We start from the raw sequence: 16,075 nt of genomic DNA on the forward strand, positions 1-16,075 counted from the left end.
GCACTGGTTGCGGGATGGTTTTGCTCTATAAACCTATCAGGTTTCGAAGCCGCTACGTTTGAATAACCATGACTGGACAACACGGGCATTTTAGCCGCTTTTACTTCCGTAGCGGAGTTGTGTAACGCTTTGATCAAATTTATGTGTTTCTATCGCTTATATTAATGTTCCGTAGGGGATCTGCATGCTTGGCGCCAAGATGAGAACGGGCCTGCTGGGAACGTTTATCGCGTTCCTGGGTATTTTCGGCGTGGCCTATGCCGCGTCGCTGCCGGCTCCCAAGGAGCGGCCGATCCTCACGATCTCGGGGAAGATCAGCGTCACCAACAAGGACAACACGGCCCAGTTCGATCGCGCGATGCTGGAATCGATGGGTCTTGTCACCGTCGAGACCACGACGCCGTGGCACGAGGGCAAGGTGAAGTTCGAAGGCGTTCCCATGGACAAGCTGATGAAGCTGGTCGGAGCCTCCGGACAGAGAGTCGTGGTCGTGGCGCTGAACGACTACACGACCGAGATCCCGATGGAGGATTTCTCAAAATACAACGTGATTCTCTCCATCAAGCGCGACGGCGAATACATGTCCGTGCGCGACAAGGGACCCTTGTTCATCATCTATCCCTATGACAGCAATCCGGATCTGAAGAGCCAGACCTATTTCGCGCGCTCGGCCTGGCAGGTCGCCAGGATCGACGTGAAATAGCAAGGGTAGGCAGGGGCGGAGGCCTCCCATTGTCGCTGCGCACATTCAAAACGGTGATCGCCCTCGTGATCGGTGGGTTTCTGATCGCCGCGATCTACATCTCGGTGCTGGTCGTCCAGCGCCAGGGTGCGCTGCGTCAGATCGGCGTCTACAATCCCGCCTGGGAAGCCAGCCAGGCAGCCTCCGAATTCGTTCGACTGGAGCACCGCCTCTCGGAGTTCGAGAGACCCGGCAGCGGCGTCGACAAGGATGAAGTCGCCTTGCGCTACGACATCCTCGTCGGGCGGGTGAAGATGCTGAACGAGGGCGATTTCCACGCCCTGCTCCGGCGGGAGCCCGAGCATCAGGCCAATCTGCAGCGTCTCGAGACCGCGCTCGAAGCCATGGAGCCGCTGATCCAGAACCTGGAGCAGCCAGGCGCCGTCCAAAAGGTCATCGACAGCCTGAAGCCGTTCGACGGCAGCCTGGCGCAGATCGCGTCGACCGTGCTCATCTACGGGTCCGAAAACGTTCAGCAGGATCAACATGAGCTCATTCGCCTGCATTGGGTCTTTTCCGCGATCGCCGCCAGCCTGATCCTGATCGGGGTCGTCCTGATCCTGCTCCTCAACCGGCATAATCGCCTTTTGGGACGGGCCCACGAGGAGTTGCACGTTCTCGCGCATCAGGATGCGCTCACGGGACTTCCCAACCGCGTGGTGCTTCGCAGCGAAGTGGAGCAGGCGCTCGCCCGCCTGAGGCCGAACGGCCGCACGCTGGCCGTGTCCTATCTGGATCTCGATCACTTCAAGGATGTGAACGATTCCTTCGGCCATGAAACGGGCGATGAGTTGCTCAAGGCTGTGGCCGAGCGGCTGCGTGCCTGCATACCGGCCAGCGAAGGCCAGGTGCGAAACCTGATTTCACGGTTCGGCGGCGATGAATTCGCCATCCTGCAGACCGGGATCCGTCGGCCCGAAGAATGCGCCGCGCTCGCCTCGCGCATCGTCGAGGCGTTGCGCGAGCCGTTCAGCGTGAACGGGCAGGAGCTTTTCATCGGCACCAGCATCGGCATCGCGCTGGCCCAGAAAAACATGACCCCGAGCCAGATCCTGAAACATGCGGACATGGCGCTTTATCACGCCAAGGCCGATGGACGAGGCACGTTCCGCTTCTTCGAGCCGGACATGGACGAGCAGCTTCAGGCCCGCCGCGCCCTGGAGGTCGATCTGCGCAAGGCGATGACCAGCGGCGAGTTCGAGCTGTTCTACCAGCCGCAGATCAATATCCAAAGAAACGAGATCGGCGGCTTCGAGGCTCTCCTGCGCTGGCACCATCCCGAGCGCGGTCTCGTCCCGCCGGCGGAGTTCATCCCCGTCGTCGAGGATACAGGGCTGATCTCACCCCTGGGCGACTGGATCATCGAGGAGGCCTGCAAGGAGGCCGCCACCTGGCCGGGCGAGATGCACGTGGCGGTCAACCTCTCGCCGATCCAGTTCAGGAACCGCGGGCTCGTGCAGAGCGTCAGCAATGCCCTGGCGTCGTCCGGGCTTTCTCCGCACCGGCTGGAGCTGGAGATCACCGAGTCGGTCCTCCTGCAGGACAACGAGATGACCGTCTCGACGCTCCATCAGCTGCGCCGGCTCGGCGTGCGCATCGCGATGGACGATTTCGGAACCGGCTACTCGTCTCTGAGCTATCTCCGCAGCTTTCCGTTCGACAAGATCAAGATCGATCAGTCCTTCGTGCGGGAAATGTCGCAGCGGGCGGATTGCCTGGCGATCGTGCAGTCGGTCGCCAATCTGGGCTCGAGCCTCGGAATGCCGACCGTGGCCGAGGGCATCGAGACCGAAGACCAGCTGCGCCAAGTCCAGGCGGCGGGATGCACGGATGCCCAAGGCTATTATTTCGGACGCCCCAAGCCGGCTCGGGAGCTCGTTCACACCCTGGCCGCCCTCCGGCACAAGGTTCAGGTCGCATGACCGGGACCCTCTTTCGCGTTCGATGCTCTAGCCGATAGACGGGCTTGTTCGCCCCCGGCTCGACCGTGCTAAAATTCGGTCAAACGAGGGGCAGCATGACGAACTTCTTCCAGGGCCCGCTGCAGGGGATTCCCCTCGCGGAGCAGGTCACCAATCCGCATATCGTCGTCGGACGGTACAGCTATTACTCCGGCTACTATCACGGCCATTCCTTCGATCAATGCGCCCGTTACCTGCTGGCCGACGAGCCGGAGGTGGACAAGCTGATCATCGGCAGCTTCTGCTCCATCGCCACGGGCGTGACGTTCGTGATGCATGGCAATCAGGGGCATCGGCGGGATTGGATTTCCACCTTCCCGTTCTTCTACATGAACAAGGACGGGGCGTTCGGAAGCCCGGAGGATCCGTTCCTCCCGGCCGGCGACACGGTGGTCGGCAGCGATGTCTGGATCGGAACCGAGGCGATGATCATGCCGGGTGTGCGGATCGGCCACGGCGCCATCGTCGGGAGCCGGGCCGTCGTGACCCGGGATGTCGAGCCCTACACGGTCGTGACCGGCAATCCCGCGCGACCGGTCCGCAAACGCTTTTCCGACGAGGAGATCGCCATGCTGCTCGAAATGGCTTGGTGGGATTGGCCGGTCGAGCAGATCAGGGAGGCCATGCCGCTTCTCTGCTCGTCCGATATCGCGGGCCTCCACCGTTCCTGGCGGGAGCGCTGACGGCCACCATACGCAACCACGGCCATAAGAGAAAATACCTTCTCACACTTGGCCGGACGGTTCGTCCTATGTTACGCAGGATCAATCTGCCGGAACGTCAATCAGACAGCACGACCGGGATCAGTGGGAGCAGGATTGATGAAGACATACTGCGAATTTACGTTCGAAGCCGCGCATTCGGTGGCTCCCTATTCCGGGCTGCACGGGCATACCTTCATCGTCAAGCTCACCTTCGGCGGCGCCGTCGACGAGATCTATGGCTGGCCGGTCAACCTCTATGAGGTCGAGAATTACATCAAGGAAATCAAGGGCGAGCACGGATCGGGCCTGGACCACGGCAATCTCGATCTCAACCCCGAGATCGGCATTGCCTCGCTCGAGAACGTGACGACCTATATCTGGCGCCTGGTCAAGAACCGCTTCCCCAATCTCGAAGAGGTCGAGCTCAGGCGCGGCATGCCCGGTTCCACGGAAGGCTGCATCTATCGCGGCGAAACGGCCGGCACCAGCAGCAGCCTCGCGGCCTGAGGCCTTTCGGATCGTCACGATGAAAAAGCCGCCCTCGCGAGGGCGGCTTTTTCATTGTGGAGGCGTGCCGCCCGCTGTCAGGGCGTGTAGCCGAACGAATAGGATACCGTCAGTCCGGCACCGAACTGGTTCTCGGAGCCGAATTGCTTGACGATCGGGCTGTCGGCCGCGTCGCCGACCAGGCGCTTGTAGGTCACGAAGGCGGTGGTCGACCATTGCGGGGACCAGTCGTAGCTGACGGCTCCCGTGACGCCCACCGAGGTGACACCGCCCGACGGCCGATAGGGTGTGACCTGGCCGTTCAGCGCCGCCTCGATAGGCGTCACGCCGAAATAGGTCTGCATGAACTCGCTGTCGCCCAGCGCAAGGCGCGGGCCGACCGAGACCGTGAAAGCCCCGAATCGCTGAACCGCATCGAGGCCGAAATCGGCCACGAAGCCCTCATGCCCGCCGAAGCCGCGCCGGATCTCGGCACGGGCCCGCAGGAACTCGAGCGGCCAGTATTCCACGAAGACGCCGGGCTCCACCGCCCAGTCGACCTTCTCCAGGCCATAGAGTTCCCGGTTGTCCTGATAGTAGCGCCCGCCTACGAAACGGCCCACGACGCCGACGCGAACGGCGGAATCCTCCAGGAACGAGAAGCTCAGTCCATCGTCGGGAGCGCTGAAGCGCTCGACCGTGCCGGCCCGGCGAAAGCTCAGGGACGGATAGCCGATGAAGCTGGTTTCGTCTGAACCCGGATAGGACGGCCCGACCCGCAGGTTGCCCTTCACGGTGACGATCCAGCCCGTGGATTCCTGCATGGGCTGGGGCGAAAAGAACAGATCGGCCGCCTGAGCCGTGGTCGTGCCCGCCACGAGGGCGGCGAGAACGGCGAGGGAGGGGGCTGCGCGCATGGCTCTTCCGATTGCAATTTCCATCCTGCCGTGGTGGCCGCAAACAGACGTAAGGTCAAGCCTTCGATTGGCTCTATGGTTTCGCGTTCGTGACAGACGGGGAAGAACTTTCGCGCGCCTGAGCGGTTGAACGAAAGACAGAATGTTGCAAGGGAGAAATTCTTGTCCGTGTTCAGCGCCAGCAGCCGTCCGCGCCCGGACGAATTCTATCCCAAGCCGCCACCGACGGAGCCGGTACCCGATATTCCGACGCCTTCCGAGACGCCTCAGCCCGCTTTCCCCAGCACCCCATCCCCGATGCCCGAGCAGCCGCCGGAACCCGAGACGCCGGTCATCCACCCGATGCCGCCGCCCGAGGTTCCGTGAGGGACTGATCCGGACACGCGCCTCCGGCCCGTTCAGGCGCCTTCGACGCGAAGGTTGTTCTGCACATGGGTAATGCCGGAGGCCAGCTCCGCCAGGTCTTCCGCCCGGCGCTTGAGGCCGCGGCTCGACACGGTTCCGGCGAGCGTGACCTCGCCGTCCTTCACCATCACCTCGACGTTCGACGCGTCGATGAACGGGTCTTGCGTCAGGCGCTCGCAGACGTCCTCGTGGATGCGCTCGTCCGAGCGCCGGTAGCCCTTGGGCCCGCGTCCGCGATGGCCGCCGTCGGAGCGAAGTTCGGGATCGTTCGGGTCGCGCGAACCGAAGGCGCCCAGGCCCGAGCGGCCACGGCTGTAGCCCGGATCGAAGCCCTCGTCGTCCGGAGGTCCGCCGCGTCCGTCGTCGATCACGCCGCCGGCGAAGTCGTCGGCATCGCCACCATAGCCGCCCGGATATTCCCGGCCCTCTCCGCGAAAGCCGACGGCGCCCCGCGAAGGCATGTCACCATAGCCGTTGTCGTCGTTGAAAGGGTTCCGATTCCTGCGGCGGACATCTACCATCGTTCTGCTCCTCGTGGTTTGCAGGAGCAACCACCCGGCTTCCCTCCGGTTCCAGGACAAGAACGCAGATCCCATCCGCATGAAAGCAGCCAGGCGCATCGCATTTTTCAACGACATCTTCGCCCGCGACCAGGGATTCTGCGTCTATTGCGGCATCCCTGCGCGGCGGCCGGGCCCCGGCGTCAAGCGCGCTCCCGATCTCGCGACCCTCGATCACGTGACGCCGAAATCGGCCGGCGGCCCCCTCGACCGCGACAACATCGTCTTGGCTTGCGCGGCCTGCAACAACGAGCGCGGCACCATGGATGCTGACGTGTTCAGGAGCCTGAAGGCGCGCCGGGCGAGTCCGCCGGATCTTTAGCCCTGCGGCTGTGGAACAGCGCCGTCCTGCCCGACGTTCGACAGCGAGCAACGTCACGGCGAAAGGACAGGACGATGAACATCGAGGAGCAGGTGCGCGAGGCCATCGTCGCCGAGCTGAAGCGCCAGTCGGAGGCGGGCGAGCAGGGTCTTCGCTTCACGTCGGGCGAGGCCGAGATGATCACCATCGAAGGCCGCGTCAACCTCGATGAGCTGACGATGGCCGTGGTGGGGTCACTGGCTGGCGGCCCCTGAGCCTTCAGGCACTCGCCGCCATGGCTCCGAGCTGGGCCGACACCGCCTCCTGTTGCGGACCGAGGGCGAGGTAGCGCAGGCGCCGATGCTCCTTCGGCGCATCGCCCAGGAGCGACAGGCTCTTCTCCATGTCGCGCGTTCCCGCCGCCCAGCGATCCCGGATCGAAGAGGGCGAATAGTCGAAGGCCTTGCCGGCGCGCTCGTCGCTTCCCGCGTAATAGGCCATGTGCAGCAGCGTGGCCCTAGGTCCGTCCGGCTCCCATCGGTCGCGCAACGCATATTCCCGCTCGAGCGCCTTCAAAGTCCGCCGCGTGGCGCTGGCGAAGATGAGGTCGTTCGCCCGCTCCGCCGTGGAATCGAGCGATGCCGGTCGGGAGGCATGCAGGTTGAACAGCTCGACCGCGATACAGGTGAAATCCCGCTCCATCGGTTCGGCGAACGGCACGTCGAGGGGCAGGTTGTTGGTATAGCCCGGGTCGCACAGCAGCCGGCCGCCGATCTCGACCGGCGGGAAGACCGGCGTGATCGCCGCGCTCGCCAGGACGTGCTCGGGGGTGAGCGTGTCGCGGGTGGTGTCGAACAGCACCTCGTCGCCGGTTTCCAGATCGACGCAACCGATCGTGAGCCTGATATCGCCCCGGTTCAGCCGGTCGAAATCGACGAGCCGCTCCAGCGTTCGGCGCAAAGGCGCATGATCGTAAAGCGCCACGTCGTCCGGCATCCAGGGCAGCATGGACAGCATCCCGGGATAACGATGGCCGAAAAGCCCCGGCCGCCCGAACAGAAGCGCCGTGAGCGTGTGAAGCTCGTTGTAGGCGTGCCGGATCCGCGTGCCCCGTCCCATCTGGCCGGGCGAGCGAATCATCGCCTCGTCCCAGAAGGCCTTGAGCCGGTCCAGGCGATCCTCGGGGGCATTCCCGGCGATGATCGCACCCGTGACCGCCCCGATGGATACGCCGACGATCCATTGCGGCTCGATGGCCCGTACCAGAAGCGCCGCGTAGGCGCCGGCCAGATAGGAGCCGAGCGCGTTGCCGCCGCCGAGCACCAGGACGAGCGGCTGCTCCGCGCCCAACTTCTCCCGACCGGACTGCGACGAAGGGTTCATCGGAAATACCTTGGCAAATGGGCATGCGTCGCCAGGTTTGAACGAACGCTCCCATGCGGGCATAGGAGACGGCAGGAAACGCTCGCCTCCGGTGAGGGTTCCGGGCATGGGCAGCGCCAATGCAAGGAGACGATCGTGGCAAAGCAGGACATTTCCATCCGGACTGAAGACGGAACCGCCAAGGCGGGCTTGTTCCGCCCGAGCCATCGATCCGCCGCGGGCGTCATCCTCTACATGGATGCGTTCGGGCCGAGGCCTGCCCTCGATGCGATGGCCGAGCGCCTCGCCGGCGAGGGCTACCTGGTTCTCGTGCCCGATCTCTTCTATCGCTTCGGCGATTACGGCCCGCTCGATGCCAAGACGGCTTTTTCCGAGGAGCCGACCCGCAGCGCGCTGAGAGCCATGATCGAAGGCACGAGCCAGGACATGACCCGGCGGGACACGGCCGCATTCATCGCCGCCCTGACGGAGGCCGGCGCCACGGGTCCGATCGCCACGGTCGGCTACTGCATGGGTGGCGGGCGCGCGATCCATGCGGCCGCGGCCTATCCGGACCGCGTCGCGGCTGCCGCGAGCTTCCATGGCGGGCGCCTCGCAAGCGATGCTCCCGACAGCCCGCATCGTCACGTGTCGACGATTAAGGGCCGCGTTTATGTGGGCAGTGCCGGCGTCGACGGCAGCTTTCCGCCTGAACAATCGGCCCTTCTGGCGGAGGCGTTGCGGCGGGCCGAGATCGATCACATCATCGAGAACTATATCGGCATGGCCCATGGCTGGACCGTGTCCGATCACGGCGTCTATGACGAGCAGGGCGCCGAACGGCACTGGAAGCGCCTGCTCACCTTCTTCGACGAGACATTGCGCTAGAGCTGATTCCACGCTGTGGAAGCAGCTCACTTCTTTGCGAGGCCGCATTTTGAACGGCGAACCGGATCCACTTTGCCGAAAAATGCTCTGAGCCCTCACACAGGCTTCGGCGCCTTCGACGGCAGTGGGAACAGGCTCATGAAGCGAAGGGCGAGGGCGCGGTCGCCCTCGACCTGAAGCACGCCCGCCTGTTCCAGCCCGTCGACGGGCTGGCCGCCATAGATCGCGCCGGCGAGCACCGGCGGCATCCCGGTCAGGATTACGTCCGCCCGATCGAGCGGCGCGCGGGCAACATCGATCCGTTCGTCCGCGACATGCGCGACGAAGGTGTCCTCGCCGATGCGGAAGCCGATCCGCGCATCCAGGCCCGCCGCGCGCTTCGCATCGAACATCGTCCTCATGGACAGCACCAGGGATGCGGTGCTGAACGGCAGGGTCGGATCGTGCGAAGGCGAGCGGGCGGCCCAGCGGCCCATCGCCTGGAAGATCGGCTCGCTTTCATAGCCCCATTCCGTCAGCTCGTAGACCTGCGCTGCGGCGGGCGGCGGCAGCTTGCGCCGCACGAGAATGCCCGCGGCCTCCAGGCCTTCGAGACGCTGCGTCAGGACGTTGGCGCTGATCCCGGGCAGGCTCTCGCGCAGGTCGCTGAAGCGCTTCGGGCCCAGCATGAGCTCGCGCATCACCAGAAGGGCCCAGCGTTCGCCGACGAGGTCGAGCGCGTGGGCGGTCGCGCAGGCATCCTCGTAATGGCGCCTGGAGCGGCCTTCCAAATTATCAGTTATTTTTTCTAACTTCATAGTTGCTATTTATAACTAAGCGTGGAATCCATGTCAAACCACAAGCCGAGAGGGAACGACTCCATGCCCAAGCTGATCTTCGTGAACCTGCCCGTCAGCGACCTGTCCCGATCCATCGCCTTCTATGAGGCGCTGGGTGCGGTGAAGAACGAACAATTCACCGACCACACCGCCGCCTGCATGGTCTTCTCTGAGACGATCCATGCGATGCTGCTGACGCACGATAAGTTCCGCCAGTTCACGCCCAAAAAGATCGCCGATGCAAAGGACAGCAGCGAGGTGCTGATCTGCCTGTCGGCCGACAGCCGTGACGAGGTCGACACCACCCTTGCCAACGCGGCGGCGGCCGGCGGCACGATCGATCCCGGCCCGAAGCAGGATTACGGCTTCATGTATGGCCGCAGCTTCGAGGATCCCGACGGTCACATCTGGGAAGTGATGTGGATGGATCTCGCGGCCGCCAAGGACGCCATGAGCGCGCCGGTCATGGCCTGAGCCCAAAATTCAAGAGGGGGAGAGAAGACGATGACCGACCAGAACGGCGCCGCGCATGAACTCTCGATCACGCGGCTGATCGCGGCCTCGCCCGAGGCCGTCTACACGATCTGGACCGAACGCGCCGGCGAATGGTGGGCGCCACGCCCCTATACGACGCCGGTCATCGATTGGGACCTTCGTCCCGGCGGGCGGGCCTATACGATGATGCGCTCGCCCGACGGCACCGACATGCCTCATGAAGGCGTCTTTCTGGAGGTCGTGCCCCATCGCAGGATCGTCGTGACCGATGCCTTCCGGCCGGGCTGGATCCCGCAGAATGCCTTCATGGTGGCCGTCTTCACCTTCGAGCCGGAAGGCTCCGGCACCCGCTACACCGCCTGCGTGCGGCATTGGAGCGAAGAGGCCATGAAGCAGCACGAGCAGATGGGCTTCCATCAGGGTTGGGGCATCGTGGCGGGCCAGCTGGCCGAGCTGGCGGAAGGCCGGTCCGAGGCTTCCGCGGCCTGATCCACCGGAGGAGGGACGGACTGTCCCGACCTCCCTTCCGGGCCGTCGCGCTCCCGATGCTCTTCCGCATAGGATTGTAAAAGTCACCCCGGCCATGCAAGCTCCGGCAGCAGCAGGGGAGAGCGATGGTCGTCTATATCTTGGCGCTCCTGATCGGAGTGATTGCTGGCTTGCGTGCGATGATGGCCCCGGCTGCGATCAGCTGGGCGACCTTTCTAGGCCTCATCCATCTCGAAGGAACCTGGCTCGCCTTCCTGGGCTATCGTTTCACGCCGTGGATCCTAACGGTTCTCGCCATCGGCGAACTGATCGGCGATCAGCTTCCCACCACGCCCAGCCGCAAGACGCCGCTTCCCTTCGCGGCTCGGATCATCATCGGCGGGTTGTGCGGCGGCGCGATCGCCGCGCAGGGCGGTTCCTTCCTCGGCGGTTTCGTCGCCGGAGCCGTGGGCGGGATCATCGGAACCCTTGGAGGAGCGGAGGGGAGGGCGCGCCTCGCCGCCGCCTTCAGCAAGGATCGTCCCGCCGCCCTGATCGAGGATGCGATTGCGATCCTCGGAGCGGCCTTGATCGTGGGAGCGGTGCCATGACGAAGACTTTCGACGCCATCGTGATCGGAGCCGGGCAGGCAGGGCCGTCGCTCGCCGGGCGGTTGACGGCGGCGGGAATGAATGTCGCCATCATCGAGCGCAAGCTCTTCGGCGGAACCTGCGTCAATACCGGCTGCATGCCGACCAAGACCCTGGTGGCGAGCGCCTACGCGGCGCATCTGGCGCGCCGGGGGGCGGATTTCGGCGTCTCCATTGCGAGCCCCGTCGCGGTCGACATGAAGCGGGTGAAGGCGCGGGCCCAGACAGTCTCGACCCATGCACGCACGAATGTCGAGACCTGGCTGCGCGGCATGGACCGTCTGACCGTCCTCGAAGGCCATGCCCGCTTCGAGGGACCGGATGTGATTCGCGTCGGCGAGGAGCTGCTGACGGCGCCGCGGATCTTCCTCAATGTGGGCGGTCGCGCGAGCGTGCCCGACATGCCGGGCGTCGACACGGTGTCCTATCTCACCAACACGTCGATCCTCCAGCTCGACACTCTTCCCCGTCATCTCGTCGTGGTCGGCGGCAGCTATATCGGGCTCGAATTCGCCCAGATGTATCGCCGCTTCGGCGCGCAGGTGACGGTGGTCGAGAAAGGGCCGCGCCTGATCGCCCGCGAGGACGAGGATGTGTCGGAAGCCATTCGCGACATCCTGACTGCCGAAGGGATCGCAGTTCGCACCGATGCCACCTGCATCGGGTTCAAGCCGCATGCGGACGGCGTGGCGGTCGATGTGGATTGCACCTCCGGCGATCCGTTCGTGGTCGGCTCGCATGTGCTGCTCGCCGTCGGACGCCGCCCCAACACGGACGATCTGGGCCTCGACAAGGCGGGAGTCGCGGTCGATGCACGGGGCATGATCCAGGTCGACGACACTCTTGCGACGAATGTCCCGGGAATCTGGGCCCTGGGCGATTGCAATGGACGCGGCGCCTTCACGCACACGGCCTACAACGATTACGAGATCGTGGCCGCCAATCTCCTCGACGGCGCATCGCGGCGCGTGAGTGACCGGCTTTTGGGCTACGCGCTCTACATCGATCCGCCGCTCGGACGCGTCGGCATGACGGAAAAGGAGGCGCGCCAATCGGGCCGCAAGCTTCTCGTCTCCAAGCGTCCGATGACGCGGGTCGGACGGGCCATCGAGAAGGATGAAACGAAGGGCTTCATGAAGATCGTCGCCGATGCCGAGACACGAAAGATCCTCGGGGCGGCCATTCTCGGGACCGGCGGCGACGAGGCGATCCACGGCATCCTCGACATGATGAATGCCGGTGCGGATATCACCACCCTGCAATGGGCGGTGCCGATCCATCCGACCGTCTCGGAACTGATTCCGACAATCCTCGGCGACCTGAAACCTGCGGTCTGAGGCGAACCCGGAAACGTGCAATCCTGTCGGGCCGATCGTGTTACGGAATTGTAATTCTCCCGCAATGCAGCGAACAAACGGCCACGCCTACCGTGGTCTTCGGCTGCTCGCACGGAGAACCACCCATGACGTCGAATCAGGAATCGAAACGGCAAGGGACGACGGCTCTGTCGCCACTCGATCTGAAGCAGATCAGGGACGCCGTCAGGCAATTGCGTGCCGCGAGCCCGAGAAGCGTCCTGGCCGATCTGGTCGAGGAAAAGATCCGGGCGCTCGAGAATGACGATCCCGCTTACGCCCTGGACGGGCTCGTCACGTTAACTCGGGTGTGAGAGCGAGCCTTGTAGATAGGCTGGCATGACCAAGCCCGTCAGCTACAAACGTCATCGCTTTCCACCCGAGATCATTGCCCATGCGGGTTGGCTCTATTTCAGATTCCTTCTGAGCCTGCGACTGGTCGAGGAGGTGCTGCTCGAGCGCGGAATCCTCATCTCTTATGAGACCGTCCGCCGGTGGGCCCTGAAGTTCGGGCCAGACTACGCCCGCCGCCTCAAGCGTAAAAGGCCGAGCCGCCGTGATGTTTGGCACCTCGATGAGGTTGTGGTCACCATTGCTGGCCAGAGACACTGGCTCTGGCAGGCCGTCGATGAGGGCCAGATCACGATCACCGTGTGGCTGGCCGAGACGATGCCCGCCGTCCGCAGACACGCGCCGGTCAAAGCTCCTTACGTGGCGATTTCGATCACCGACACGTGCTCAGGCATCCCTGCGGAGCAGATCGACCGGATCTTCGAGCCGTTTTTCACCACCAAGGGCGTTGGCCACGGCACCGGCCTCGGCTTGTCCTAGGTATTTGGGTTCGTGAAGCAGTCCGGCGGACAGGTCATTGTTGACAGCGAGGTTGGCCAGGGCGCCACATTCACGCTGTACCTACCCCGGGTCATCGCCGCTCCCGGGGTGGCGGCTCCGGAGGAGGAGGCCACCGAAGTTGGGTCCGGGACCTGTGTGCTGGTGGTCGAGGACAACCGCGACGTCGGCACCTTCGTGACACAAACGCTGGGGGAGTTGGGCTATTCCACGAAGTGGGTCGAGAATGCGCAAGCAGCGCTCGACGAGCTGGCGAGGTCTCCAGGCGCCCATGATATCCTATTCTCGGATGTGGTGATGCCGGGCATGAACGGTGTCGAGTTGGCCCGCCACGTGCAACGGCTCTATCCCGATCTTCCGGTGGTGCTGACAAGCGGGTACAGCCATGTGCTTGCTGAGGGTGGCACAGGTTCGAGCTGTTGCAGAAGCCCTATTCCGTTGAGGCGCTGTCACGCTTGCTTCGCAAAGCTTCCCACAAGCTGCGCGAGCGTGCACAGGTTAAATCGTGAAGAACACGTGGCATTGTTGCTCTCGCTTTACGCCTGCCACGCAGCTTAGCCACCCTGTTTCGTCGCAATCCAGAGCGTGTGTCTCGCGCCCCCACGTGTGCCGTGGGCACGAGCGTTGACCTCATCCACACCAAATCCCGCCTTGCGCAGGCGCTGGGTAAAGGCCCTATTCGGTGCCGACGACCACACGGCAAAGACGCCACCGGGAGTCAGTGCTGTCCGAGCGGAGCTCAGCCCCGCCAAGTCGTAGAGGCTGTCATTGGTCTTGCGTGTCAGTCCCTCGGGCCCGTTGTCGACATCCAGCAGAATCCCATCGTAACTAGACCGGCTCGATCTTATCAGAGCGCCGACATCCCCTTCGACGATACTGACGCGTGGATCGGTCAGGCTATCGCCGAATACGTCGGCCATGGGACCGCGGGCCCATGCCACGACCGCAGGTACCAGTTCAGCCACAGTGACCTGAGCATCGGCTCCCAGTTCAGCGAGCGCGGCACGAAGCGTAAAGCCCATCCCCAGCCCACCGATCAGGATTCGCGGATGCTTGCGGCCTCGAAGTTGCAGGCATGTGAGTCTGGCGAGCGCCTCCTCGGAACCACTGAGACGGCTGTTCATCAGTTCGTTGCTGCCCAGCATGATGGAGAACTCGGCCCCACGCCTCTTGAGGCGCAAGTCTCCCCGGTCGCCCGGAATTTTTGCCGTGTCGAGTAAAATCCAAGGAATCATGAAACGCTCTTCGGACAGCTTTAGCTGTTTCGCGGGACCATGCACAGTCGAATGCACTTGGCCGAAACGTTGGATGGAGGCGCCTTACGATCGAATGGCCGCCGGGAACCGCACGGCAATCCGCGTCCTCCGGTCGCCCTCGATGGTGAGCGTGCCATTGAGACTACGTGCCATACCCTCGATCAGGCGCATGCCCATTGACCCTGGGCGCCGAGGGCCGGTAATGCCCACGCCATTGTCCTCGATGGAGAGAAGCACGTCCTCCCCTTCATGGTGCAGCCCGACGCGGACCGCGCCTCGCCGCTTGTCCGGGAAGGCATGCTTGAGGGCGTTGGTGATCGCCTCACCGGTAATCAGCGCCACGTTGATCGCCCGATCAACATCCAACGTGATGTCGTCCGCGTCGCTCATGAGTTCGATGCGAAGGTCGTCAGGGCTCTGAAGATGGCCGAAGTTCCGGCACAGCTCCGTCAGATAGGCGGCCATGTCGACCGACTGCACGTCGTTGCTGTCCTGCCGGTAGAGGAGTTCGTGAATGCGGGCGAGATGGTCGAGGCGCTGGATCGCGTTCTCCAAGGCCTCCGATACATTGGGATCGCCTTGGCGGGCGATCTGAAGGCGCAGCATCGAAATGGCCATGGCGATGCTGTTCTTGGCCCGGTGATTGACCTCGTGCAGCAGCACTCTTCTTTGGCTCAGAAGCTTGTCCTTCTCCCGGATGCTCTCCGTCAGGACACCCTCCAAGGCATGCCGACGATCCAGTTCCTTCTGAAGTTCATGCGTACGTTCCCTGACGCGGCTTTCCAGCACCTCGTTCAGACGTTGGGTGCGGCGCTCGGCCCTGACGCGGCGGGTGATGTCCCAGAACGATGCGAAGTGCTGGATCAGGCAGCCCTGGTTGTCGTGAACAGGACTGACGAACTGGGCCACCCACACCTCCCGGCCGCTTTTGGCCCGAAGCTGGACCTCCAAGTTGAGAGGCTCGTCCACGATCATGGCAGCCCGGATGAGCCGCTCCACCTCAGGATCGGTGTCAGGACCGGTCAGAAAGAAATAGTTCTGGCCCATGACCTCCTCGTGGGAGTACCCGAAGAGATCGATGAAGGATTGATTGACGTAAACGATGGGATTGCCGGTCACCGTGGGGTCTGTGACCACCATGGGCATGCGGGTAGCCTCGACCGCGGCGACGAACGGGCCGCCGCCGCGTTGGAAGGCACTCACCCGCTCTTCGGCGCGGCTCTGAAGGGTATCTGCGAGGATCGGGTCAGGCCTCAATTGATGTCGCTCCAGCTACGATGCCCGCTTGCCGCCGGGCGGTTTGGCCGGAGCGCTGCCCTTGCCCTGGCTCACGAAGGGAGAGGCCTGGATCGGGGTCTTGGGCTTGTCCTGCTTCGGCTTCTTCGCCTCGCGGTTGCCGCGCTTTTCGCCTCTGGCCATGAATTATCTCCATTGTCAGTCAGGATCTGGGAGTAGTGGTCTCAGTTGTGGGGCGGCTTGTCGAGCAGATGATCGAAGTCGGCCAGCACGCCGTCGATAAGCCTGCGGCGACGCAGGTCGGATGCGTCCAAACTCTTTGCGAGCAGACCCAGCAGATAGCGCGCCTTCTCGACAGCCTCCGCCCAGTCGGTGGCGGGTGCGGCCGCGAGCAGATCCTCCAATTCCGCCTGTCGTGCGTGGAGTGCTGCCTGATCGGCCTCAACCTCGGATCGCAGCCGTCGAAGGTCAGTGGCTTTCTGGGCTGCCATGCCGCGATGCGCATCAAGATTGGTTGGTTGATCAACCATGGTGAGCCTCCTCCTGCGGGTTGAGAGGCAAAACTGTTACCAGCGATGCTATCTCATCCATGCCTTCGCCTCCACGCCTTTCGTTGTCAGGC

Annotated in this window: 23 protein-coding genes; 15 read left to right on the forward strand and 8 right to left on the reverse strand. The window is 63.7% G+C overall.

Translation table 11 applies throughout. The features are described from left to right. The first annotated feature begins 199 nt into the window (after positions 1-199). The 4 genes from OC446_RS11530 (at position 200) to OC446_RS11545 (ending at position 3,914) form a co-directional block, all read left to right on the forward strand. Positions 200-703 carry a molybdopterin-dependent oxidoreductase gene (locus OC446_RS11530; protein WP_410055063.1) on the forward strand — a complete coding sequence of 168 codons (504 nt, stop codon included), beginning with the start codon at positions 200-202 and terminating at the stop codon, positions 701-703. Between the two features lie 29 nt (positions 704-732). Then, positions 733-2,664, forward strand: a complete 1,932-nt coding sequence (locus OC446_RS11535) for a putative bifunctional diguanylate cyclase/phosphodiesterase (RefSeq protein ID WP_262029170.1) — start codon at positions 733-735, stop codon at positions 2,662-2,664. 95 nt (positions 2,665-2,759) lie between these two features. Next, positions 2,760-3,386, forward strand: a complete 627-nt coding sequence (gene catB, locus OC446_RS11540) for a type B chloramphenicol O-acetyltransferase (protein WP_262029171.1) — start codon at positions 2,760-2,762, stop codon at positions 3,384-3,386. Positions 3,387-3,524: 138 nt separating this feature from the next. Continuing rightward, positions 3,525-3,914 carry a 6-carboxytetrahydropterin synthase gene (locus OC446_RS11545; RefSeq protein WP_262029172.1) on the forward strand — a complete coding sequence of 130 codons (390 nt, stop codon included), beginning with the start codon at positions 3,525-3,527 and terminating at the stop codon, positions 3,912-3,914. 77 nt (positions 3,915-3,991) lie between these two features. On the opposite strand, the gene OC446_RS11550 is transcribed toward OC446_RS11545, so the two are convergent. Next, positions 3,992-4,810 carry a MipA/OmpV family protein gene (locus tag OC446_RS11550; RefSeq protein ID WP_262029173.1) on the reverse strand — a complete coding sequence of 273 codons (819 nt, stop codon included), beginning with the start codon at positions 4,808-4,810 and terminating at the stop codon, positions 3,992-3,994. Between the two features lie 162 nt (positions 4,811-4,972). Between OC446_RS11550 and OC446_RS11555 the strand changes: the two genes are divergently transcribed. Then, positions 4,973-5,176 carry a hypothetical protein gene (locus OC446_RS11555; RefSeq protein ID WP_262029174.1) on the forward strand — a complete coding sequence of 68 codons (204 nt, stop codon included), beginning with the start codon at positions 4,973-4,975 and terminating at the stop codon, positions 5,174-5,176. 32 nt (positions 5,177-5,208) lie between these two features. Here OC446_RS11555 and OC446_RS11560 read toward each other — a convergent pair whose 3' ends face one another. After that, the gene (locus tag OC446_RS11560; RefSeq protein ID WP_262029175.1) at positions 5,209-5,736 is read right to left on the reverse strand and encodes a BON domain-containing protein; all 528 of its coding nucleotides are present in this window, start codon (positions 5,734-5,736) and stop codon (positions 5,209-5,211) included. Positions 5,737-5,815: 79 nt separating this feature from the next. Here OC446_RS11560 and OC446_RS11565 point away from each other — a divergent pair, with 79 nt between their 5' ends. Together OC446_RS11565 and OC446_RS11570 are read left to right on the forward strand one after the other, a co-directional pair. Then, positions 5,816-6,097, forward strand: coding sequence for an HNH endonuclease (locus OC446_RS11565; protein WP_262029176.1), 282 nt, complete (start codon positions 5,816-5,818; stop codon positions 6,095-6,097). Between the two features lie 74 nt (positions 6,098-6,171). After that, positions 6,172-6,351: a hypothetical protein gene (locus tag OC446_RS11570; protein WP_262029177.1), complete on the forward strand. Its 180-nt coding sequence runs from the start codon at positions 6,172-6,174 to the stop codon at positions 6,349-6,351. 4 nt (positions 6,352-6,355) lie between these two features. Here OC446_RS11570 and OC446_RS11575 read toward each other — a convergent pair whose 3' ends face one another. Next, positions 6,356-7,459, reverse strand: a complete 1,104-nt coding sequence (locus OC446_RS11575; protein WP_262029178.1) for a patatin-like phospholipase family protein — start codon at positions 7,457-7,459, stop codon at positions 6,356-6,358. 135 nt (positions 7,460-7,594) lie between these two features. Between OC446_RS11575 and OC446_RS11580 the strand changes: the two genes are divergently transcribed. Next, entirely contained in the window at positions 7,595-8,326 is a 732-nt protein-coding gene (locus OC446_RS11580) for a dienelactone hydrolase family protein (RefSeq protein ID WP_262029179.1), read from the forward strand. Between the two features lie 95 nt (positions 8,327-8,421). Here the strand turns inward: OC446_RS11580 and OC446_RS11585 are convergent, their stop codons facing one another. After that, positions 8,422-9,123 carry a winged helix-turn-helix transcriptional regulator gene (locus OC446_RS11585; RefSeq protein WP_262029180.1) on the reverse strand — a complete coding sequence of 234 codons (702 nt, stop codon included), beginning with the start codon at positions 9,121-9,123 and terminating at the stop codon, positions 8,422-8,424. A 63-nt stretch (positions 9,124-9,186) separates the two neighbouring features. Here OC446_RS11585 and OC446_RS11590 point away from each other — a divergent pair, with 63 nt between their 5' ends. From OC446_RS11590 to OC446_RS11620, 7 genes are all read left to right on the forward strand, one after another. Next, a complete protein-coding gene (locus OC446_RS11590) occupies positions 9,187-9,618 on the forward strand; it encodes a VOC family protein (protein ID WP_262029181.1) in 432 nt (143 codons plus the stop codon). A 30-nt stretch (positions 9,619-9,648) separates the two neighbouring features. Continuing rightward, positions 9,649-10,128, forward strand: a complete 480-nt coding sequence (locus OC446_RS11595; protein ID WP_262029182.1) for an SRPBCC family protein — start codon at positions 9,649-9,651, stop codon at positions 10,126-10,128. 125 nt (positions 10,129-10,253) lie between these two features. Then, on the forward strand, positions 10,254-10,718 hold the full coding sequence (locus tag OC446_RS11600) for a DUF4126 domain-containing protein (RefSeq protein WP_262029183.1): 465 nt from the start codon (positions 10,254-10,256) through the stop codon (positions 10,716-10,718). After that, positions 10,715-12,094 carry an FAD-containing oxidoreductase gene (locus tag OC446_RS11605; RefSeq protein WP_262029184.1) on the forward strand — a complete coding sequence of 460 codons (1,380 nt, stop codon included), beginning with the start codon at positions 10,715-10,717 and terminating at the stop codon, positions 12,092-12,094. The genes OC446_RS11600 and OC446_RS11605 overlap by 4 nt, the downstream gene beginning before the upstream one ends. A 125-nt stretch (positions 12,095-12,219) precedes the next feature. Beyond that, on the forward strand, positions 12,220-12,426 hold the full coding sequence (locus tag OC446_RS11610) for a hypothetical protein (protein WP_262029185.1): 207 nt from the start codon (positions 12,220-12,222) through the stop codon (positions 12,424-12,426). A 25-nt stretch (positions 12,427-12,451) separates the two neighbouring features. Continuing rightward, positions 12,452-12,943, forward strand: a complete 492-nt coding sequence (locus tag OC446_RS31015) for an ATP-binding protein (protein WP_410055060.1) — start codon at positions 12,452-12,454, stop codon at positions 12,941-12,943. A gap of 12 nt (positions 12,944-12,955) precedes the next feature. Further along, the gene (locus tag OC446_RS11620; protein WP_410055061.1) at positions 12,956-13,519 is read left to right on the forward strand and encodes a response regulator; all 564 of its coding nucleotides are present in this window, start codon (positions 12,956-12,958) and stop codon (positions 13,517-13,519) included. Here OC446_RS11620 and OC446_RS11625 read toward each other — a convergent pair. The 4 genes from OC446_RS11625 to OC446_RS11640 all read right to left on the reverse strand — a co-directional run bounded on the left by OC446_RS11625 (position 13,516) and on the right by OC446_RS11640 (position 15,983). Continuing rightward, positions 13,516-14,196, reverse strand: a complete 681-nt coding sequence (locus OC446_RS11625) for a hypothetical protein (RefSeq protein WP_262029186.1) — start codon at positions 14,194-14,196, stop codon at positions 13,516-13,518. The two genes, OC446_RS11620 and OC446_RS11625, sit on opposite strands and share 4 nt — an antisense overlap. Positions 14,197-14,280: 84 nt before the next feature. Next, a complete protein-coding gene (locus tag OC446_RS11630; RefSeq protein WP_262029187.1) occupies positions 14,281-15,474 on the reverse strand; it encodes a PAS domain S-box protein in 1,194 nt (397 codons plus the stop codon). 15 nt (positions 15,475-15,489) lie between these two features. Further along, positions 15,490-15,636 carry a hypothetical protein gene (locus tag OC446_RS11635; RefSeq protein WP_262029188.1) on the reverse strand — a complete coding sequence of 49 codons (147 nt, stop codon included), beginning with the start codon at positions 15,634-15,636 and terminating at the stop codon, positions 15,490-15,492. 41 nt (positions 15,637-15,677) lie between these two features. Continuing rightward, entirely contained in the window at positions 15,678-15,983 is a 306-nt protein-coding gene (locus OC446_RS11640) for a hypothetical protein (RefSeq protein WP_262029189.1), read from the reverse strand. Between the last annotated feature and the right edge of the window lie 92 nt (positions 15,984-16,075).

This window comes from Microvirga sp. Mcv34, assembly GCF_024519725.1.
Lineage (GTDB): Bacteria > Pseudomonadota > Alphaproteobacteria > Rhizobiales > Beijerinckiaceae > Microvirga.